The 19,375-nt window shown below is 71.7% G+C and carries 21 protein-coding genes and 1 pseudogene; 12 read left to right on the forward strand and 10 right to left on the reverse strand.

Annotated elements, in window-relative coordinates:
- The first annotated feature begins 129 nt into the window (after positions 1-129).
- A complete protein-coding gene (locus AB0A74_RS32420) occupies positions 130-1,602 on the forward strand; it encodes a ricin-type beta-trefoil lectin domain protein (protein WP_358255516.1) in 1,473 nt (490 codons plus the stop codon).
- 15 nt (positions 1,603-1,617) lie between these two features.
- Positions 1,618-1,770 (forward strand): annotated as a pseudogene (locus AB0A74_RS32425) (hypothetical protein); the annotation flags it as partial.
- Here AB0A74_RS32425 and AB0A74_RS32430 read toward each other — a convergent pair.
- On the reverse strand, positions 1,712-2,881 hold the full coding sequence (locus AB0A74_RS32430; RefSeq protein WP_358255480.1) for an FAD/NAD(P)-binding oxidoreductase: 1,170 nt from the start codon (positions 2,879-2,881) through the stop codon (positions 1,712-1,714). The pseudogene AB0A74_RS32425 and the gene AB0A74_RS32430 sit on opposite strands and share 59 nt — an antisense overlap.
- A gap of 70 nt (positions 2,882-2,951) precedes the next feature.
- Here AB0A74_RS32430 and AB0A74_RS32435 point away from each other — a divergent pair, with 70 nt between their 5' ends.
- The 3 genes from AB0A74_RS32435 to AB0A74_RS32445 are packed head-to-tail and all read left to right on the forward strand — an operon-like array spanning position 2,952 to position 5,821.
- Positions 2,952-3,716 (forward strand): GntR family transcriptional regulator, encoded by a 765-nt coding sequence (locus tag AB0A74_RS32435; RefSeq protein ID WP_358255482.1) that lies wholly within the window; start codon positions 2,952-2,954, stop codon positions 3,714-3,716.
- Positions 3,717-3,770: 54 nt separating this feature from the next.
- Positions 3,771-5,084, forward strand: coding sequence for an MBL fold metallo-hydrolase (locus AB0A74_RS32440; RefSeq protein WP_358255518.1), 1,314 nt, complete (start codon positions 3,771-3,773; stop codon positions 5,082-5,084).
- Positions 5,081-5,821: a sulfite exporter TauE/SafE family protein gene (locus AB0A74_RS32445; RefSeq protein ID WP_358255484.1), complete on the forward strand. Its 741-nt coding sequence runs from the start codon at positions 5,081-5,083 to the stop codon at positions 5,819-5,821. The genes AB0A74_RS32440 and AB0A74_RS32445 overlap by 4 nt, the downstream gene beginning before the upstream one ends.
- 61 nt (positions 5,822-5,882) lie before the next feature.
- Here AB0A74_RS32445 and AB0A74_RS32450 read toward each other — a convergent pair whose 3' ends face one another.
- The 7 genes from AB0A74_RS32450 to AB0A74_RS32480 form a co-directional block, all read right to left on the reverse strand.
- Positions 5,883-6,821: a right-handed parallel beta-helix repeat-containing protein gene (locus AB0A74_RS32450; RefSeq protein ID WP_358255485.1), complete on the reverse strand. Its 939-nt coding sequence runs from the start codon at positions 6,819-6,821 to the stop codon at positions 5,883-5,885.
- 67 nt (positions 6,822-6,888) lie between these two features.
- Positions 6,889-8,040, reverse strand: coding sequence for an enolase C-terminal domain-like protein (locus AB0A74_RS32455; RefSeq protein WP_358255487.1), 1,152 nt, complete (start codon positions 8,038-8,040; stop codon positions 6,889-6,891).
- A complete protein-coding gene (locus AB0A74_RS32460) occupies positions 8,037-9,308 on the reverse strand; it encodes a sugar ABC transporter substrate-binding protein (RefSeq protein ID WP_358255489.1) in 1,272 nt (423 codons plus the stop codon). Before AB0A74_RS32460 ends, AB0A74_RS32455 begins: the two co-directional genes overlap by 4 nt.
- A 17-nt stretch (positions 9,309-9,325) precedes the next feature.
- Positions 9,326-10,129 carry a carbohydrate ABC transporter permease gene (locus AB0A74_RS32465; RefSeq protein ID WP_358255490.1) on the reverse strand — a complete coding sequence of 268 codons (804 nt, stop codon included), beginning with the start codon at positions 10,127-10,129 and terminating at the stop codon, positions 9,326-9,328.
- On the reverse strand, positions 10,126-11,001 hold the full coding sequence (locus tag AB0A74_RS32470; RefSeq protein ID WP_358255492.1) for a sugar ABC transporter permease: 876 nt from the start codon (positions 10,999-11,001) through the stop codon (positions 10,126-10,128). Before AB0A74_RS32470 ends, AB0A74_RS32465 begins: the two co-directional genes overlap by 4 nt.
- Positions 10,998-12,212 carry a pectate lyase gene (locus tag AB0A74_RS32475; RefSeq protein WP_358255494.1) on the reverse strand — a complete coding sequence of 405 codons (1,215 nt, stop codon included), beginning with the start codon at positions 12,210-12,212 and terminating at the stop codon, positions 10,998-11,000. The genes AB0A74_RS32470 and AB0A74_RS32475 overlap by 4 nt, the downstream gene beginning before the upstream one ends.
- 519 nt (positions 12,213-12,731) lie before the next feature.
- Positions 12,732-13,679: a tetratricopeptide repeat protein gene (locus AB0A74_RS32480; protein ID WP_358255496.1), complete on the reverse strand. Its 948-nt coding sequence runs from the start codon at positions 13,677-13,679 to the stop codon at positions 12,732-12,734.
- A 221-nt stretch (positions 13,680-13,900) separates the two neighbouring features.
- On the opposite strand from AB0A74_RS32480, the gene AB0A74_RS32485 reads away from it, so the two are divergent.
- The 5 genes from AB0A74_RS32485 to AB0A74_RS32505 all read left to right on the forward strand — a co-directional run bounded on the left by AB0A74_RS32485 (position 13,901) and on the right by AB0A74_RS32505 (position 16,432).
- Positions 13,901-14,449: a GNAT family N-acetyltransferase gene (locus AB0A74_RS32485; protein ID WP_358255498.1), complete on the forward strand. Its 549-nt coding sequence runs from the start codon at positions 13,901-13,903 to the stop codon at positions 14,447-14,449.
- A 7-nt stretch (positions 14,450-14,456) separates the two neighbouring features.
- Positions 14,457-14,858, forward strand: coding sequence for a nuclear transport factor 2 family protein (locus AB0A74_RS32490; protein ID WP_358255500.1), 402 nt, complete (start codon positions 14,457-14,459; stop codon positions 14,856-14,858).
- Between the two features lie 80 nt (positions 14,859-14,938).
- Positions 14,939-15,193 (forward strand): helix-turn-helix transcriptional regulator, encoded by a 255-nt coding sequence (locus tag AB0A74_RS32495; protein ID WP_343931571.1) that lies wholly within the window; start codon positions 14,939-14,941, stop codon positions 15,191-15,193.
- A 55-nt stretch (positions 15,194-15,248) separates the two neighbouring features.
- Positions 15,249-15,833, forward strand: a complete 585-nt coding sequence (locus AB0A74_RS32500; protein ID WP_358255502.1) for a helix-turn-helix domain-containing protein — start codon at positions 15,249-15,251, stop codon at positions 15,831-15,833.
- A complete protein-coding gene (locus AB0A74_RS32505; protein ID WP_358255504.1) occupies positions 15,830-16,432 on the forward strand; it encodes a TetR/AcrR family transcriptional regulator in 603 nt (200 codons plus the stop codon). The genes AB0A74_RS32500 and AB0A74_RS32505 overlap by 4 nt, the downstream gene beginning before the upstream one ends.
- Positions 16,433-16,478: 46 nt before the next feature.
- Here the strand turns inward: AB0A74_RS32505 and AB0A74_RS32510 are convergent, their stop codons facing one another.
- Positions 16,479-17,417, reverse strand: coding sequence for a Scr1 family TA system antitoxin-like transcriptional regulator (locus AB0A74_RS32510; protein ID WP_358255506.1), 939 nt, complete (start codon positions 17,415-17,417; stop codon positions 16,479-16,481).
- A 405-nt stretch (positions 17,418-17,822) separates the two neighbouring features.
- Between AB0A74_RS32510 and AB0A74_RS32515 the strand changes: the two genes are divergently transcribed.
- Both AB0A74_RS32515 and AB0A74_RS32520 read left to right on the forward strand, forming a co-directional pair.
- The gene (locus AB0A74_RS32515) at positions 17,823-18,668 is read left to right on the forward strand and encodes a helix-turn-helix transcriptional regulator (protein WP_358255508.1); all 846 of its coding nucleotides are present in this window, start codon (positions 17,823-17,825) and stop codon (positions 18,666-18,668) included.
- Positions 18,665-18,847, forward strand: coding sequence for a DUF397 domain-containing protein (locus AB0A74_RS32520; protein WP_358255510.1), 183 nt, complete (start codon positions 18,665-18,667; stop codon positions 18,845-18,847). Before AB0A74_RS32515 ends, AB0A74_RS32520 begins: the two co-directional genes overlap by 4 nt.
- Here the strand turns inward: AB0A74_RS32520 and AB0A74_RS32525 are convergent.
- Complete coding sequence (locus tag AB0A74_RS32525; RefSeq protein WP_358255512.1) at positions 18,834-19,232, reverse strand: DUF1992 domain-containing protein; 399 nt, start codon at positions 19,230-19,232, stop codon at positions 18,834-18,836. The two genes, AB0A74_RS32520 and AB0A74_RS32525, sit on opposite strands and share 14 nt — an antisense overlap.
- Between the last annotated feature and the right edge of the window lie 143 nt (positions 19,233-19,375).

A 19,375-nucleotide genomic window follows, 5' to 3' on the forward strand; every position in this document is an offset into this window, starting at 1 on the left:
GGGCGGCGCCGTTGTCGGCAACCGGACAGACCTGCGGCAAGCGGTTGACAGCGATCGCGACCGGCTGCGAACCTTCCTCGCGAGAGCGCTCTCACACCTCTCCTCCCTGCACTAGGAGCTGTCGTGAGAATGATCGCGCAAGGCAGCGCGGTGGCCCTGGCCGTCGCGTTGGCCGCCCTGCCCTCCCCCGCCTCGGCCACCGGTCGCACCGCCGCCGACCGCGTCGCCGACACCACCCTGGCCGCCGCCCTGCACCGCGACCTGGGTCTGTCCCCCACCGGGGCCGCCCTCCGCCAGGACCGGGAATCCCGGTCCGTCCCGGTCGAGACCGCGCTGCGCACGCGCCTGGGCGACCGGTTCGGCGGCGCGTGGTTCGCCGACGGGCTCAAGGTCGGCGTGCTCGACGAGACCGACGCGGCGGCCGTGCGCGCCGCCGGGGCGAGCCCGGTCCGGGTCGCGCACACCGAGAAGTCCCTGGCCACGGCCAAGTCCCGGCTCGACGCGGCGACCGTGCCGGCGGACGTCCACTCCTGGTACGTGGACCCGGCGACGAACTCCGTCGTCGTGGAGGCCGCGTCCACCGCCGCCGCCGAGGGCTTCGCGCGGCAGGCCGGCGTCACCGCCCGCACGAAGGTCTCCGAAGCGCCGCGTCCGCTCTACGACCTGCGCGGCGGCGACCAGTACGTGATCAACGGCAACACGTTGTGCTCCGTGGGCTTCTCGGTCAACAACGGCGGTTTCGTCACGGCCGGGCACTGCGGCGGCACCGGCAGCCCGACGCTGGGCCACAACAACGTCAGTCAGGGCACGTTCGCCGGTTCCTCCTTCCCCGACAACGACTACGCGTGGGTCCGCACCAACAGCAACTGGACCCCACGTCCGTGGGTGAACAACTACGCGGGCGGCAACGTCACGGTCGCGGGCTCGCAGGAGGCGGGCGTCGGCGCGTCGGTGTGCCGGTCCGGCCGCACGACCGGGTGGCGCTGCGGCACCATCCAGGCGAAGAACGTGACCGTCAACTACTCCGGCCGCCTGGTCCACGGCCTGACCTCCACCACGGCGTGCGCGGAGGGCGGCGACTCCGGCGGCGCGTGGCTCGCGGGCAACCAGGCGCAGGGCGTCACCTCGGGCGGTTCGGGCAACTGCTCGACCGGCGGCACCACGTTGTTCCAGCCGCTGAACGAGATCCTGAGCGTCTACGGCCTGACGCTGACCACCACGGGCAGCACCAGCCGGATCATCGGCTGGCAGGACAAGTGCATCGACGTGCCGAACTCCAACGGCGTGGACGGTCAGCGGCTGCAACTGTGGGACTGCAACGGCACCGCCGCGCAGAACTGGACGTTCCCCGGTGACGGCACGGTCCGGGCGTTCGGCCTGTGCATGGACGTGGCGTGGGGGTCGCGGGACAACGGCGCGGCCATCCAGCTCGCCACGTGCAGCGGCAACCCGGCGCAGCAGTTCGTGCTCAGCGCGGCCGGCGACCTGGTGAACCCGCAGGCGAACAAGTGCGTGGACGTCACCGCGTGGGGCAGCACCGGGACCCCGTTGCAGCAGTGGGAGTGCACGGGCGGCGCGAACCAGAAGTGGCGTCGCGGCTGAGTTGCGCGGCTTGACCGTGCGCGGCTGAGCCGTGCGCGGCTGGGTCGTGCGCGGCTGGGTCGTGCGCGGGTAAGTCGTGCGCGGCTGGGGCGTGTGGTGCTGCGAGGGCTCAGGCGAGTCCTCGCAGCATCAGCCCCCAGTACAGCCAGGGCAGCACGCGCCGTTTGAAGATCGTGTAGTCGGTGCGTTCGCGCATGGTGTCCAGCAGCGGGATCGACGGGCGTGGTCGGCCGGTGTAGTCGAACTCGGCGAGCAGCAGGGTGCGGCGTCCGGTGGTGATGGGGCAGGACGCGTACCCGTCGTAGGAGGCGGTCAGGTCGTGGCCGGCCAGGGACGCCAGCAGGTTCGCCACCACCACGGGCACCTGCTTGCGCACCGCCGCGCCGGTCTTGGAGTTCGGTGTCGAGCCGGCGTCGCCGAGCGCGAAAACGTCCGGGAAGTCCGTGTGCCGCAGCGTGTTCTTGTCCACCTCGACGTAACCGGACGGCCCGGCCAGCGGCGAGGACTTGATCCAGTCGGGCGCGCTCTGCGGCGGCACCAGGTGGGCGAACGAGTACGGCAGCGTGGTCATCCCGTCGGGCCCGCGCACCACGACCTCCCGGCCGGGCCGCACCGCGACGACCTCGCTCTCCAGGTGCACGTGGATGCCGTACCGCCGCGCGACCCCTTCCAGCACGGCCGAGTACTCCGGCACGCCGAACATCGCGGGCGTCGGCAGGACCAGGTGCACCTCGATGTTCTTCAGCACTCCCCGCTCGCGCCAGTGGTCGGCGGCCAGGTAGGCGATCTTCTGCGGCGCGCCACCGCACTTGATGGGCCCCGACGGCATCGAGAACACGGCCGTCCCCGACCGGGTGCGCTGGATGAACTCCCAGGTCAGCGGCGCGTAGGCGGCCGAGTAGTTGCTGGACGCGCCGTCACGGCCGAGCGCTTCCACCAGGCCGTCGAGCCGGTGCCAGTCGAGCTGGATGCCCGGGCACACGACCAGCCGGTGGTAGCGCACCGACGTGCCGTCGTCCAGGTCCACCCGCCGGTCGAACGGGTCGACGCCGACGGCCGCCGTCCGCAGCCACCGCACGCCGCGCGGCACGACCTTCGCCATCGGCCGCCCGGAGGCGTCGGAGGGGGCGCGCCCGCCGCCGACCAGCGTCCACAGGGGTTGGTAGTGGTGCACGTCCGACGGTTCGACCAGGACGACGTCCCGTCCGTTGCGTCGTAATCGGGCGGCCGTGGAGATCCCGGCCGCGCCGCCGCCGATGATGACGATCTCGTGGCGCATGGCACTCCCAAAATGTCCGTACAATAACGCTAGCGGGTGAGCCGGGAGGGCTTCAAGGGAGACTTCCGGCATGACGTCGCGCACGCTGGACCGGTCCGCCACCACGCCGCTGTGGCGGCAGCTCCAGGACGACCTCGTGACCCGGCTGCGGGCGGGCGAGTTCCACGCCGGCTTCCCGGGCGAACTGGCCCTCATGGAGGACTACGGCGTCAGCCGGCACACGGTGCGCCAGGCGTTGCAGCGGCTGCGCGCCGAGGGCCTGGTGGTCGCCGAACGCGGTCGCCAGCCGCGGGTGAGCCCGGCCGCCGCCGTGGAGCAGCCGTTGGACACCCTCTACAGCCTGTTCGCGTCGGTGGAGGCGGCGGGCATGGAGCAGCGCAGCGTCGTGCGGGTGCTCGACGTGCGCGCCGACGGCGTCGTCGCCGACCGCCTGGACCTCGAAGGATCGACCCCGCTGGTGCACCTGGAGCGGCTGCGGCTGGCCGACGGCGAGCCGTTCGCGATCGACCGGGTGTGGCTGCCCGCCGACCTGGCGCAGCCGCTGCTGACCGCCGACTTCACGCACACGAGCCTGTACGCGGTGCTGGCCGAGCGGACCGGCGTCCGGCTGGACGGGAGCCGGGAGACGATCAAGGCCGTGGTGCCGACCGACGCCGAACGCGCGCTGCTGGGGTGCGGCCCGGACGTGGCGTGCCTGTCGATCCACCGGCGGGGCTCCTCCGACGGGCGACCGGTGGAGTGGCGGCACACGATGGTGCGCGGGGACCGGTTCGCGGTGACCTCGGAGTTCCCGGCGGTGGGCCCCCGACCGACGAGGTCTGTGACACACCGCTGACGTTCCGCGCGGCGGTCCGTCATAATGTACGTACATATGACGGAGGTGCACGTGATGGAGATCGAGACGATCGGCACCGCCTCGCTGGGCGACCGGAGCTACCTGGTGCACGACGGCGAGGTGGCGCTGGTCGTGGACCCGCAGCGCGACCTGGACCGCGTGGAGGAGGTGGCGGGCCGGTTGGGCGTGCGCATCACGCACGTCGCCGAGACCCACGTGCACAACGACTACGTCACCGGCGGCCTGGCCCTGGCCCGGCGGCACGACGCGCACTACCTGGTGGCCGCCGCCGAGGAGGTCGCCTACGAGCGCCACCCGGTGCGGCCCGGTGACGCGCTGCCGGTCGGCGGTCTGGCCGTGACGGCCGTCGCGACCCCCGGCCACACCCCGCACCACCTGGCGTACGTGGTGTCGGCGGACGGTCGGCAGGCGGTGTTCTCCGGCGGCAGCCTGCTGTTCGGCTCGGTCGGCCGCACGGACCTGGTGTCCCCCGACCTGACCCGCGACCTGACCCACGCCCAGTACCGCTCGGCCCGGGCGCTGGCCGCGGGCGTCGCGGAGTCGGCGACCCTGCACCCGACGCACGGTTTCGGGAGCTTCTGCTCGTCCGGGCCGGCGAGCGGGGCGCAGGCGTCCACGATCGGTGAGCAGTTGCGCACCAACCACGCGTTGACCGACCCGGACGAGCAGCACTTCGTGACGACGCTGATGGCGGGCCTGACGGCGTACCCGTCGTACTACTCGCACATGGCCCCGCTCAACCGCCTGGGCCCGGCCGCGGCCGACGTGACCGTGCCCGAGCCGTTGTCGGCGACGGAGGTGTTGGCCCGGCTGGACGCCGGCCAGTGGGTGGTGGACCTGCGCAACCGGGTGGCGTTCGCGGCCGGGCACGTGCGCGGGGCGGTGAGCTTCGAGTACGGGACGAGCTTCGCGACGTACCTGGGGTGGGTCGTGCCGTGGGGCGAGCCGGTGACGTTGCTGGGGTCGGAGCGGGACGTGTCGGCGGCGATCCGGGACCTGTCGAGGATCGGCATCGACCGGCCGTCGGCGTCGTTCGACCTGTCCGTCGGCGAGCAGGTCTCGTACCCGATGCGGGGTTGGGACGCCCTGGCGTCCGCCACTTCCCCGGTGGTCCTGGACGTGCGCCGCCCGGAGGAGTTCGCCGCCCGCCACATCGTCGGCGCCGTCAACATCCCCCTGCACGAGCTGATGGGCCGCTTGGACGAGGTGCCGCCCGGCATGGTGTGGGTGCACTGCGCGTCGGGCTACCGGGCGGGGGTGGCGGCGAGCCTGTTGCAGCGGGCCGGGCGCGAGGTGGTGCACCTCAACGCCGACTGGTCCCAGGTGCACGGCGTGCCGACGACATGACCGCTTTCTGCCTGGCTCTGCTCGCCGGCGCCGTGGTGGGTCTGTCGTTGGGCGCGTTGGGCGCCGGCGGCAGCGTGCTGACCGTCCCTGCGTTGATCTACTTCCTGGACTTCTCCCCGGAACACGCCACCACGGCCGCTCTCTTGATCGTCCTGACGACGTCCCTGTTGGCTCTGTTCACGCACGCGAGGGCCGGCGCGGTCCGGTGGCGCATGGGCTTGCTGTTCGCGGCGGCCGGCGTGGTCCCGGCGGCGCTGGCCGGCGCCTACCACTCGATGGTCCCGCCGGCGGTGTTGACAGGGACTTTCGCGGCCGTGGCGGCGGCTGCGGCCGTGACCATGCTGCGCAGTCCCGCTCCGGCTGAACGGGTTCGTCCGGCGCGGGCGGCGGGTGTTGGTGCCGGGTTGGGCGCTTTGACGGGGTTCCTGGGCGTGGGCGGCGGGTTCCTCACGGTGCCGGCGCTGGTGGGTGCCCTGGCTGTGCAGATGACGACGGCGGTGGGCACGAGCTTGTTGGTGATCAGCGTCAACGCCGGCACGGCGTTCGCGGTGCGGCTCGGGACGGTGGCGGCGTTGAACTGGGCCCTGATCGGGCCGTTCGCCGCCACGGCGTTGCTGGGCGCGTGGGATGGCAAGCGTTTGGCGGCCAAACTGAACCCGGCCACCCTGCGGAAGCTCTTCGCCGTGATCTTGCTGGCGGTTGCGGTGCTGATGCTCACCGACGCCCTGTTCCTCTGACGCACCGCGCGGAGCGGCCCTCGGCGGGTGTCGCCGAGGGCCGCTCCCCACCTGCGGAGGATCAGATCTTGCCGGTGCCGGCACCGGCCGTGACGATGGACTTCACGTTGCTCGCCGGGTCGAGCGCGTAGCCGTACGGGATCGACTTCACGCTGCCGCCCTGGTCACCCGAGCCCGAGTTGACGAAGTGGTTGTTGCGCGCCACCAGGTTCGCGGCCGGCGAGTCGCCCTCGCCGCGGTGGAACGGGTCCCGCGTGTTCTCGAAGAAGTTGCCCTCCACGAGAACGCCCGCCTCCATCGTGGACGCCACCCCGTAGTCGGTCACGCCACCGTAGTAATTGTTGTAGACGTGCACCGGGTTGCCGAAACGCACACGCGGGTGGCGCTGTTGCGTCCCGTCGAACCAGTTGTGGTGGTAGCTCACGCGCAGCTTGCCGCGGTCCTCGCCGCCGTTGCCGTCGTCGTGACCCAGCAGCATGGTCTTGTTGTGGCTGGAGAACTTGTTCCACGACACGGTCACGTAGTCGGACGCGCGCTTCACGTCCACTGCGCCGTCGTACCCGCTGGAGAAGCTGTTGTGGTCCACCCAGACGCGGCTGGAGTACTGGACGTTGATCGCGTCGTCCTTCCACCCCCGGAAGTTCAGGTTGCGGACGATCACGTTGGACGCGTTGGCGATGTTCAGGCCGTGCCCGGAGATCGTGGCGGTCGAGCCGACACCGATGATCGTCTTGTTGGACGTCACCTTGGCCATGCTCGACAGCGTGATCGTGCCGGACACGCGGATCACGGCCGCGCTCGACGACTGGACCGCCGAGACGAACGCCGAGGTGGTCGAGACGGTCACCGGCGTGGCGCTGCCGCCACCGGTGGTGCCACCGCCCTGCGTCGCCCACCCCTCCAGGTTGAACGAAGCGGCCTGCGCCGGCGCGACGACGGCCACCGAAGCCGCGGCCACCGCCACGGCCGCGACCAGCGCACGGGAAATCGTGCGGGACATCGGGTTTCCTCCATACGACTGTGGATGACAGGAGAACCGGCGGCGGTTTTTCCCTACGACTCGGTCATCACCACCTCTCCACCGTGTGACTGCGGATGTGCTCGACGTCCCAGGCGTCCCCCAGGCCGGGCGACGTGGGCAGGGTGACGTGCCCGGACGCGTCGAGCGGGTCCACGGCCGCGAGCCGGTGGGGCGGCACGCGGTCGAAGTCGTGGTGCGGGTGCAGCAGCCCGCGTTCGTACCAGCGGCCGGCGTCGGTGCCGCCGAGCACCGCGAGCGACGCGCTGCCGTCGCCGTGGATCTCGCAGTCGACGTTGAACGCCTCCGCCAGGTGCACGGCCTTGACCGTGGGCGTGATGCCGCCGACGTCGGTCGGTCCGGCGCGCAGGATGTCGCACGCCCCGGACCCGACCCACTCCGCCCGGCTCATGTGCTTGCCCCACGCCACCTCCGGCCCGATCACCGGGATCAGCAGTTGGTCGGCCAACCACCGGTAGGAGGACGTCGACGCCTCTTCCATCGGCTCCTCGAACCAGTAGAAGTCCAGCTCCTCCAGCGCTTTCCCGAGTTCGAGCGCTTCGGTCCGCGAGTACCAGTGGTTCGCGTCGAGCATCAACGCGATGTCGGGTCCGACGGCGGAGCGAACGGCCGCGCACGCCTCGATGTCCGCCCGCACGCTCGGCGCACCGGCGACCGGCGGCATCCACGTGTGCAGCTTGATCGCCCGGTACCCCCGGTCCACCAACTGCTTGGCGAACTCGGCGTAGTCGGCCGGCGTGCTCAACCCGCCGGGGATCGAGTCGCCGCACATCGTGCTGGCGTAAGCGGGGATCGACGACCGCGCCCCGCCCAACAGCTTCCACACCGGCAACTCGGCGCGCTTGCCCGCCAGGTCCCACAGGGCGGTGTCCACGAACCCCAACGCCCGGTCGGTGAACCGCCCGTGCGACCCGCGCTGGCGACGGGCCATCAAGCGCCACAACCGTTCCCGGTCCCACGGGTCCGCGCCCACCAGCACCGGCCGGACGTACGCCTCCAGAACGGCCGGCCGGAGCTGGTCGGGGTGCACCTGCACGCGGCCCACGACCCCGTCGGAGTCGGTGATCTCCAGCACCGCCTCGCGCACCTCGTGCTCGGCGCTGGGGTGCCGGTGCCCGCCGGAGTCCACCGCCGTCCACGCGGTGGTGGTGAACACCGACACCTCGACGGTCTCGATCACCTCCGCTCCTCCCACTCCTTCTGGGCGGCGGTCAGCTTGGTCGCCATCTCGTCCAGGAACGCCTGCGGCGCGAGTTCACCCAGCAGCACCTTCTGGTACTGCGGCTCGCTGTCGGTCTTGGTGATCGACGAGTACTGCGGCAGGTACACCGGGGCCGGCACGGTCACCGTCGCCGGGTCCTCCAGGACGCCCAGCGCCATCTTCACCGGCTGGTTGGACGCGATCCACGCCGCGTCGCGCACGTCGGTGTTCGCCGGGATCTGCCCGACCTTCTCGTTCCAGTGGGAGTTGGCCTCCTTGGACGTCAGGAACTCCACGAACTTCCACGCCGCGTCCTGGTTCTCGCTGTTCTTGAACACCGCGAACCCGTCGGTCGGGTTGGGCACCACGGTCCGCTTGCCCGACGGCCCCACCGGCAACGGCATCGCGGCCACGCGGTCGCCCAACGCCTTGGTGACGTCGCCGTAGGACCCCAGGTTGTGGTGCATCATGCCGACCGACCCGCCGGTGAACTGCGCGACCATCTGGGTGTAGCTGTTGTTCACGTCCGCCTCGGGCGTGGCCTTCTTGTAGAGCGCGGCGACCTTGCCGACCAGCTCGGCGTTGCGCTCGTCGCCGACCGTGGACTTCCCGCCGCTGAAGAACTCGGTGACCCCGGAGTACGAGTACGCCTCGGTGAGCAACTGGAACACCGAGCCGGCACCGCCGCGGATGGTGTAGCCGTACCGGTTCGCGGCCCGGTCGGTCAGCTTCTCCGCCGCCGCCACCAGCTCGTCCCACGTCCGCGGCGGCGTGATCCCGGCCTGGGTGAACCAGTCCGTGCGGTACCAGATGACGTCCAGGTTGCCCGACGACGGCACCGAGTACAGCTTGCCGTCCGGCGCGGTCTGCCGGACCGTCTCGACCAGCGACGGCAGCAACTTGCCCTTCAACGCGCCGCCGTCGACGCGGTCGTCCAGCGCGACCAGCGCGTCCTGGCCCACCAGGTGCGCCAGGTACGACGTGGTCACGCCGCCGACGTCCGGCGTCGAACCGCCCGCGATGGCCGTGTCGTACTTCTGCTGCACCGACGAGCTGGGGATGCCGACGTACTCGACGTCGATGTCCGGGTTGGCGGCCTCGAACCGCTTGATCAGCTCCTCGTAGATCGGGGTGCGGCCGGGGCCGCCGTTGTTGTCCCAGAACACGATCGTCGTCTTGCCGCCGTCCCCGCCGCCCGACGAGCAGGCCGACAGCACCAGGGCCAGCACGACCAGCAGTGCGCGCATGGTTCCTCCCGCAATCCTCATCCCTTGACCGCCCCGGCGCTCAGGCCCTGCACCAGGTACCGCTGCACGACGGCGAACACCAGCACCACCGGCACTGCCGCGACCACGCCACCCGCGGCCAGCGCGCCGAAGTCGGTGTTGAACTCCCCCAGCGCGTAGCTCAACCCGACCGGCAGCGTGAACTTGTCCTGCCGGGAGGCGAACATCAGCGCGAACAGGAAGTTGTTCCACGCCCCGATGAACGCGAACGACCCCACCGCCACCAGCGCCGGTTTGAGCTGCGGCAGCATCACCGCGAAGAACGCGCGCAGCCGGGTGCAGCCGTCCACCATCGCGGCTTCCTCCAGCTCCACCGGGATGTTGCGCACGAACCCGCTCATCAGGATCAGCGCCAACGGCAGTTGGAAGGCGACGTCGGCGACGATCAACCCGGTGAGGCTGTTCAACAGGCCCGCCTCGCGGAAGATCACGAACAGCGGGATCAGCATCATCGCGCCCGGGATGAACTGCGTGCACAGCAGCGCCACGAGGAACAGCCGCTGCCCGCGGAACTTGAACCGCGCCAGCGCGTAACCGCCCATCAACGACAGGACGGACACGAACACCAGCACGCCCAACGCGATGACCATGCTGTTGTGGAAGAACGTGCCGAACCCGATGCCGTTCCACACCGTGTCGAAGTGCTCGAACGTGATCGGCCACGGCACCAGCGCGGTGGAGCCGGTGGGGCGCACGGCGAACACCAGCATCCAGTAGAACGGCACGAGCGTGAACAGCAGGTACAGCGCCAGCGGCACGTGCAGCCGCAACACCCGGCTCATGCGCGACTCCCGAACTTCGACAACCGCAGGTACAGGATCGAGAAGAACAGCAGGATCACGAACCCGGCCACGGTCAGCGCCGAGCCGTAGCCGAAGTCGTGCGAGTCGACCGCCTTGCGCGCCACGTAGAGGGGCAACGTGGTGGTCTGGTTGGCCGGGCCGCCGCCGGTGAGCGTGTAGATCAGGTCCACGTTGTTGAACTCCCACACCGCGCGCAGCAGCGTGGACAGGATGATCGCGTCCTTGAGGTGCGGCAGCGTCACGCTGATGAACCGCCGCCACCGGCCCGCGCCGTCCACCGCCGCCGCCTCGTACAGGTCCTTCGGGATGCTCTGCAGGTCGGCCAGCAGCAGGATCGCGAAGAACGGCACACCGCGCCACAGCTCGGTGACCACGGTGGCGGGGAAGACGGTGGCCGGGTCGCCGAGCACCGAGGTGCCCGGCGAGCCGATCCCCCAGCCGGCCAGCTCCTGGAAGACGCCGGTGGACGGGTTGTAGAGCAGGATCCAGATGCCCGTGGTGAGCACGCCCGACACCGCCCACGGCGAGAACACCAGGGCGCGCGCCAGGCCGCGGCCGACGAACGTCTCGTTCACGATCAGCGCGAGGACCAGGCCGAGGAGCAGTTGCAGGCCCACCTCCACCGCGACCCACTTGGCGCTGAACGCGAGGCTCTGCCAGAACAGCGGGTCCTCGGTGAGCATGAAGCGGAAGTTCTCCAGCCCGACGAACCCGTTCTTCCAGGGCTGGGTGACGTTGTAGCGCTGGAGGCTGTAGTGCACGACGCTGGCGATGGGGTAGAGCAGGAACACCGCCATCAGCAGCAGCGTCGGCGCGATCAGCGCGTACGGCGCCCACCTCTTCGTCCTCACCGAGCGCCCGCCCGCAGGTGCTTGACCTTGTGCGCGGGTTCCAGGCCGCGGGTGAGCGTCGGTGTCCAGCCGGCGTCGGCGGCCAGCGGCGTGTCCGGGTGGGCGGCGTTGAAGGCGGCGACGACGTCGGTCCGCCGGCCGTCCACCAGGTTGCCGCGCGTGGTGATCGCGGTGCCGCCCCAGTGCCGGATGACGTCCTCGGCGGGGACGCCCTTGATGTAGTTGTTCTCCGCGACGATCCTGGAGTGCACGCCCACGCCCCACGCGTAGTTGTAGGTGGGGCCGGCCTCGAACAGGTTGTCGTAGACGTGGACCTGGCCGAACCGGACGCGCGGGGCGCGCTCCTCGACGTTGCGGAAGACGTTGTGGTGCACCGAGACGCGCAGCTTGCCCGGGTCGGTGGTGGAGGTGTTCGAGGAGCCGATCAGCATGGTCTTCCCGTGGTCTTCGAACCGGTTGTGGGAGACGGTGACCAGGTCCGAGCCGTTGGTGATGTCCAGCAGGCCGTCGTGCTGCTCGTAGGGTCGTCCGAAGTGGACGGTCTCGGTGGTGTGGGGCTGGTCGGTGAACGTCGAGCGGTCCACCCAGACGTTGGTGGCGCCGTTGAGGGAGACGGAGTCGTAGGAGGAGTTCCAGTTGCCGGTGGCGCCGTCGGTCGGGTCCCACTGCGGGAAGCAGTCGCGGGTGTCGCGAAAGGTGAGGTTGCGGATGATCACGTTGCGCGCGCCGTGGACCCGCAGGGTGCCACCGGTGATGCCCGCGCCCCGGCCGTCGCCGACGATCGTGGTGTCGTCGCCGACGTTCAGCGCGATGGCGGCGGCCTGGTTGCGCGCGGAGGCGGCGCGGGCGTCCTCCAACGGCCCGACGGGCTCGCGGTCCCGACCCCAGACGGCCGGGTCGTAGGCCTTCAGGTATTCCTCCAGCGTGTACCCGCCGGTGGCGTAGGTGGCGCAATCGACCCGCAGGTCGATGACCCCGCGCACTTTCACCAATCTCGGCGACGGACTGGCGAGCGCGGCCCGCAATTCCGCCACGGTGCGCACGACGTGCGCGTTGGACGCAGCCGAGCCACCGGTGGTGCCGGACCCGGCACTGCCCCAGCCGTCACCGACCTGCAGGACTTGTCTGCCCAGGTCATGCCCTGCCTGGACGGGCGTGGCGAACGCGCAGCACAGCACGGCCACGACCACGGGAACCACGGAAATCCGCATGGCGACTTCCTCGACCGAAGTTGTTCAGATTTGTGAACGCTTTCCAGAAGTGCGAACCGAGTATTACGACGGCGTGCTGCCGACGTCAACGAAATGCTTTGGTTCGATTGACGTTCGATCCTGATTGTCGAATACGCGTCGAATTCGAATCGAATTCGACGCGCACCTCATCCAGCCCAGCCACCCAACCCACGCCAGCCCGGCGCAGCCCAGCCCAGCCGCCCAGCCCGGCCCCGCCCAGCCCAGCCGCCCAAGCGCAGCCCAGCCGCACACGGCCGCCCAAGCCCAGCCGCCAGCCCGGCCCGGCACCGCTCGCCCAGCCGCCCAAGCCCAGCCCAGCCGCACCCGGCCGCCCAAGCCCAGCCGCCCAAGCCCAGCCGCCCAAGCCCAGCCCAGCCGCGCCCCGCCGCCAGCCCAGCCGCCCGGCCCGCCCGGCCCGGCCGCCCGGCCCGCCCGGCCCGGCCGCGTTGTCGGTACCCCGTGGGACAATGGAGTCGGGGGCCGGAGGCCGGCCCCGCCTCACAAAGCCGGCGTGAAAGCCGCGATGCGAGCCGCCAGGACTCGCGCGTGCGGGTCTCCCCGGTACCGGTCAGCCAGGTGCCGCAACGGTTGCAACCGGTCGGCCACCCGGATCGAACTCACCTCGCACGCCAGCGCCACCGCCCGCTGCCCCACCGCGTCCGCCTGGTCGAAATCGCCGTCCAGCAGGTGGTTCGCCGTCAGCGCGATCAAGCTCAGCGCCCGGCTCCGCGTCATCCGCTCCGGGTACCCCGCCACCGCCACCGCCAGCGCCGGGATCGCCGTCGCGGTGTGGGCCGGGTCCACCGTGCGGGCCAGTTCCGTGTGCACCACGCCGGTGATCGCGGACAGGTCCGTCTCGTCGAAGAACCGCGCCCAGCCGGGGACGTCCGGCACCGCCGTCCGGTCGAACTCCTCGTGCGCCTGCCGCAGCCGGATCATCGCCATGCCCTGGTCGCCCAGCCCCGCGTGCGCCCACGCCTCGTTCGCCCGCAGGATCGCGATGGCGTGCCGCGACCGAGCGCGCTTGGCCGCCACGACGCCCAGTTCGAAGATCTCCAACGCCTCCCGCCGCCGCGCGTTGTGCAGGCGCATCCGACCGGACCGGTAGTGGATGTTGGCGACCAGCTCGTCGTGACCGGCCTCGGCGGCCAGGGTCAGGGCGCGGTCCCACTGCCGTGCCGCCGCCTGTTCCAGACCGGTGTCGAAGCACGTCCAGCCCGCCAGGTTGTGCAGGTCGGCCAACGCGACCAGCAGCCGGGTCCGCACCGCGGTCGTCGACTTCGCGCGCAGCAACTGGTCGCTCCAGGCGGCGGCGACGATCACCGAGTCCCGGCACGCCCCACCGCCCCGGCGGTAGTCCATACCGCGCAGCCGCTCCGTCTCCTCTTCCAACCGCACCACGTCACGCACGCCGATGCGCGCGGGGACACGTTGCTGCTCCACCATCGCCGCACCTCACAGTCGTCTCCGGCCGTCTGTGGCGATCAAACTCGCGGCTGCCCACAGGCGGAAGGTGGTGCACCGCCGGTACCACCCCGCCGGACGCACCCGTTGGAGAACCCCGCATTGGCCCCTGTCCCGGCCGGCACCGCCGTACGAGGCTTGCTCATGTGTTCCCGCGGCTCCGAAGGTGTGGCTGCTCCAGTCGACACCCCGGAGGAGTACCCATGTACGGACAGGCAATCGCGTCCGCGCTGCGCCTGCACGACGGACGGGAGGTCTGGATGGCACCGCTGCGTCCCGAGGACCGGGACGAGCTGGCCGAAGCGATCCGCGGCGCCGACCTGGACACGCTGTTCCAACGGTTCTGCGGCGCGCCGCCGCCGGTCACGCCCGCCCTTCTGACGCACCTGACGGAACTCGACCACGTGCGGCGGCACGCCCTGGTCGCGCGGGACCGGGACGGCCGGGGCGTGGCCATCGGCCGCTACGAAGCGACCCGGACCCCGCACGTGGCCGAGGTCGCCGTGGCCGTGGCGACCGGGTGGCGGCGGGTCGGCCTGGGCACCCTGCTCGTGGGGCACCTGTCCGACGCCGCGCTGCGCAACGGTTTCCGCTGGTTCAGCGTCACCCACCTGCCCGGGAACCGGGCCGTGGCGCGGATGTTGCGCTCGGCGGGCGCGGTGCGGGTCGGGCCGGGCGGGGAGGCGTTCGTGCCGTGCCGGCCGTGGGCGGAGCGCGAGGCGCGGGCGGGGTATGGGACGCGGGCGCGCTGAGGTCACGATGCTGGTGGAACGGCTCGTCGCCCGGTGGGCCGCGAAGGACACCGCCGGGCTGAGCAGGCTGTTCGCCGACGAGGTGCGCTGGTGGACCGCCCCGGTCCCCGGTGCGCCCTGGCCCGCGGAGGTCCGCAACCCGCGCGAGGTGGAATCGTTCTTCCTGGGGTTCCGGGCGGTGCTGGAGCTGACCGGCATCACCACCCGCGACCTGCTCGTGGACGACGCCGACGCGGTCCTCACCGGGCGGCTGCACGCGCGGGTCCGCGCCACGGGCGCTCCGGTGGCATTCGACTTCGCGCTGGTCGTGGGCGTGCACCGCGGGCTCATCACGGACTTCCGGATGCACACCGACACGCTGGCAATTGCACGTGCACTGGCCCGGGATGTTCCGCCGGTATCACCGTGATGCTTTCCCGATTCACCCGGACGCGCTGGAAGAATGGACGCACAATCCCGACGACCACGGAAAGGGGAGGCACTGTGCCGGTGTCCGGTCCCATCAGCGAAATCCTCGCCCACCTGCGGCGCGGCCGGAACCTCACCCAGGACGACCTGGCCGCACGGCTGCACGCCGCGTCCGGGAACACCAGCGTCACCAGGGAAGAGGTGTCCCGCTGGGAACGCGGCAAACGCATCCCGGGCCCGTACTGGCGCGCCTGGCTGGGACAGGTCCTGGACGCGTCGCAGCAGGAATTGGAACGGGCCGCCGCAATCGAACGCGCGGCGCGCCGGAGGCATTGAACTGTTCACACAACACGGTTGTCGCACGATGCGCGGTGTGGTGACAATTCACGACGTGTCGACCACCAGGGACGGGCTGTTGGCCGCGGCGGCGGAAGCGTTCGACCGCGACGGCTACGTGCGGGCCACCATCGATGACGTGTGCGACCGCGCGGGCGTGACGAAAGGCGCGCTGTACGGGCATTTCAGCTCCAAGAAGGCGCTGGCGCTGGCCGTGCTCGACCGGCAGGCGCGGGAGTGGGCGCGGGTCCGCGAGCGGCTCCAACGCGTGCACCGCAGCCCGTTGCAGGTGTTGATCGACCTCGGGTACGCGGTCAACCGGGACCGCGCCGTGGTGCAGCGGTTGCTGTTCCAGGCGCCGCTGTGCGACGACGTGGCCGAGCGGCAGGTGGCCCGGTGGACGGCGACCGTGCTGGACCTGTTGCGGCACGCCGAGAACCGGGGTGAGCTGCGCCCCGGTGTCGACCTGGTGGAGTGCGCCGACGGCGTGGTCGCCGCACTGGTCGGCGTGCACCTGGTGGCGATGGCCGTGGACGGGCCGTCGGGCGGTGCGCGGCAGGTCGCGGACGTGTGGCGGACGTGGCTGCCCGCCGTCGCCCTGCCGTCGGTGTACGCGACGCTGCGGATCACGCCGAGATGACCGTGGCCGCCCAGGGTGCCCGCACGCGCGCCGCGCTGGTGGCCGCCGGCACCGACCTGTTCGACCGGGACGGGTACGACAACACGTCGTTGGACGCGGTGTGCCGGAGCGTCTCGGTGACGAAAGGCGCGTTGTACCGGCACTTCCCCTCCAAGCAGGCGTTGGCGGTGGCGGTGGTCGAGGAGTACTTCCGCCGTTGGCACGCGGTGCGGGCCGAGTGCGAGGCGCGGACGGGTCCGTTGCAGGCGCTGGTGGACCTGACCCACCGCATGGCGGAGCTGACCGGGACGGACCCGACCGTGCGCGTGGGCGTGCGGTTGCTGTTCACCAGCGAGCTGTTCGACCTGTTGGCGGGCCTGCACTTCAGCAGCCTCACCACCACCGCGCGCGACCTGCTCCGCCAGGCCGCGGCGGCGGGTGAGCTGAACCCGGACCTGGACCCGCGGCGGGAGGCGGAGGCGATCGCGGCGGCGGTGGTGGGCACGCAGGCGTTGACGGTGATCACCAAGACCCGCACCGACACCCTCTCCGCGATGTGGCGCCACCGGCTGGACCACCTGGTCCCGCCGGCGCGCCGCGCCCTCTACCGCGTGGGGTGACCGGCGGGTCAGGCGGCGTCCCGCGTGTCGTCGCCGGTCCGGCGGGTCAGGCGGCGTCCCGCGTGTCGTCGCCGGTCCGGCGTGTCGGGGGGACGGCCGGCGGGGTGCGGTGGTGCTCGGCGGCCAGGTGGTCCAGGTGGGTGCGCAGGCGGGAGCCGGTGAGGGCGGTCCGGTGCAGCTTGTCGAAGGCCTGCACGTGGCCGCGCACGTCGTCCGGGTCGGTGATCACGACGTTGCCCGCCAGCAGGCCGAAGACGACCATCGACTCGTCGTAGACGTGGAAGCCCGCGTCCGGCACGTCCACCCGCGTGAGCCACGGGATGACGCCCAGCTCGACGGTCGGCGCGAGGCTGATCTCGCGCAGCCACGGCCAGTTGTCCGGGTCGGAGCGCAGCGCGCTCTCGGACAGCACGACGACCAGCCGCCGGTCGCGGTGGGGCGTGCGGAGCAGCTGCGGCGGGAGGTTGGTCAGCGCGAGGATGCGCACGGTCTCCGCCGCCGCCTCGGCCCGCGCGATGGCGACCTGGCGCCCGGCGACCCCGCGGTGCACGACGGCCCGCCGGTGCGCCGCCTCGCGCACGACCTCCTCGGCCAGTGCGACCAGCCGCTGCCTGGTCGCGGGCGCGACCCGGTAGACGTCGGCCAACCGCGCCACGTCGGCCACCTTGGGCACCAGCCGCCCGGTCTCCACTTTGGACACCTTGGACTGGCTGATCCCGGCCCGCCGACCCGCCGCGGCGCCCGTCAGCCCCGAAGCCAGGCGGGCGCGCAGCAGTTCGGCGGACAGCTCCTGGCGTCGCGCGCGGGCGTCGCGGACGGGCAGCAGCGGTTTGCGGCGTGGTCGGTGCCCGCGTCCGCGCAGGCGGACCCCCTCGGCGATCAGGGTGCTGCGGACGGTGCTGTAGGACTTGCCGGTGGCGGCGGCCAGCGCCCGGATGGTCTGACCCTTGGCGTAGCCCTTGACGACCATCGACGTGAAGTTCATGCAGGTCCCTCCTCGGCGGGCGCGGCTGTGCACGGACAGCACGAACGCGCCCGCTCGCCTGCCCGGTGGGGTGGATCAACGCTGCACGCGGGCACGCGCGTGACGGGCCGGCACAACCCTCGTGCCCGCGATCAGCCGACGCGGCGCACGGCCGACGCGGCACGCCACACGCGGCACGGCAGGCACGGCGCGGCTTGCGCGTTCTGCGCGGCACGGCTTTGCGCGACAAGGCTTTGCGCGGCACGGCAGGCAGCCGGCCCGAAGATCCTCCCCCGGAGTCCTCACCCGTCACGTTAACCTGCACGTGCAGGCTGCACGAGTACACCTTCGAGTGAAGAAAGTCCTGTGCCACAGGACTTTGCGGCACACTCGCAACGACCACGGAGGTCCGACGAGAGGTGGGTCATGCCCGGGAACGGTGCGAGTCCGACGGCGGCCAAGCGGCGGCTCGGGCAGGCGTTGGCGCGGTTGCGGGAAGCGGCGAACGTCAGCCAGGAGCACGCCGCCAAGGTGCTGGAGTGCTCGCCGGCCAAGGTCCGGCGCATCGAGGTCGGTGACGTGGCCGTCCGGCAGGCCGAGCTGACCCTGCTGCTGGACCACTACGGCGCCACGCGCCAGGCCCGCGAGCCGATCGAGGAACTCGCGCGGGAGGCGCGCAAACGCCGTGCCCGCACGAACTTCGGCACCGTCCTGCCGGGTTTCTTCCGCAGGTTCCACGCCCTGGAGCAGCTCGCGACGGAAGTCCTGCGCTACCAGGCGGAACTGGTCCCCGGCCCGCTCCAGACCGCCGACTACGCGCGTGCCCTGCTCACCGCGCACCCGGGCCGTCCGGCCGAGGAGGTCGAGCGCCTGGTCGAGGCCAGGTTGGCCCGCCTGGACCGCATCACCGACGGCGAGCAGCGACTCCACGCCGTGCTGCACGAAGCCGCCCTGCGGGCGACCGTCGACACCCCGGACACCATGCGTGCGCAACTCCGCCACCTGCGGAAGTTGGCCGGCCTGCCGAACGTGACCCTCCAGGTCCTCCCGCTGGACGCGCCCGCGCACGCCCTGACCGGCTACCCGTTCGTCCTGCTGCGGATCCCCGACAGCGACCCGGTCGTGTACCTGGAGGCCCTGACCACCGCGGCGACCGTCGAGAACCCGGCTCACGTGGCGAGTTACGAGTCGGCGTTCGACGCGCTCCGGCAGGTGGCCCTGCCCCCGGCCCGGAGCGTCACCCTGTTGAGCGCCTTGGAGAAGTCCCGATGACGGGCTCGGTGGCGTGGCGCAAGTCGAGCCACAGCGGCGGCACCGGCGGTGATTGCGTGGAACTGGCCCACACCCGGTCCGCGGTGCTCGTCCGCGACTCCAAGAACCCGGCCGGCCCGAACCTGGCCTTCGCCGCCGCGCGCTTCGAGGGTTTCCTCAAGGCGCTCAGGAACGGCTGAGCCGCCACTCCCGCACGACGTGCTCGACGTCGAACGGCATCATGTTCAGCGGCGGGCCGGACAGCGGCTTGCGGATCGCCTCGGTGATGCGGGCGTTGATCGCACCGAGGATCCGCCGCACCTCGTCCTCGCTGCCCGCCGCCCCGGCCGCCGCGCGCGCTTCGGCGGCTTCCTTGCGGAGCTGGAGGGTCGGGGGCAGCATCGTGCCTTCTTCGCGGCGGACTTTGTCCTTGACCCACCAGAGTTCGTCGTGGGGTTCGGAGAGGCCGGCGAGCGGCTTGCCGGCACCGGGGAGGCCGTCGAACTCGCCCTTCTCCTGAGCTTCGCGAATCTGCCGCTCCACCCACGTCTCGAACCCGACTCCGGCGGGCTTGCGCTGAGTCATACCGACGACGGTACCCGCGACCACCCACCCCCGGCCGCCCCCACAACGGATGCCGGCGGGGGTGGAGGGCGATCGCGGGCGGCCCCGCGGGGCTTCGCGGGGTGGCGGGCATGGTGGCGCGGCGGCGAGGCGCGGCGAGCGGC

It is taken from the genome of Saccharothrix sp. NPDC042600 (assembly GCF_040647305.1).
GTDB classification, from domain to species: Bacteria; Actinomycetota; Actinomycetes; order Mycobacteriales; family Pseudonocardiaceae; genus Actinosynnema; species Actinosynnema mutabilis.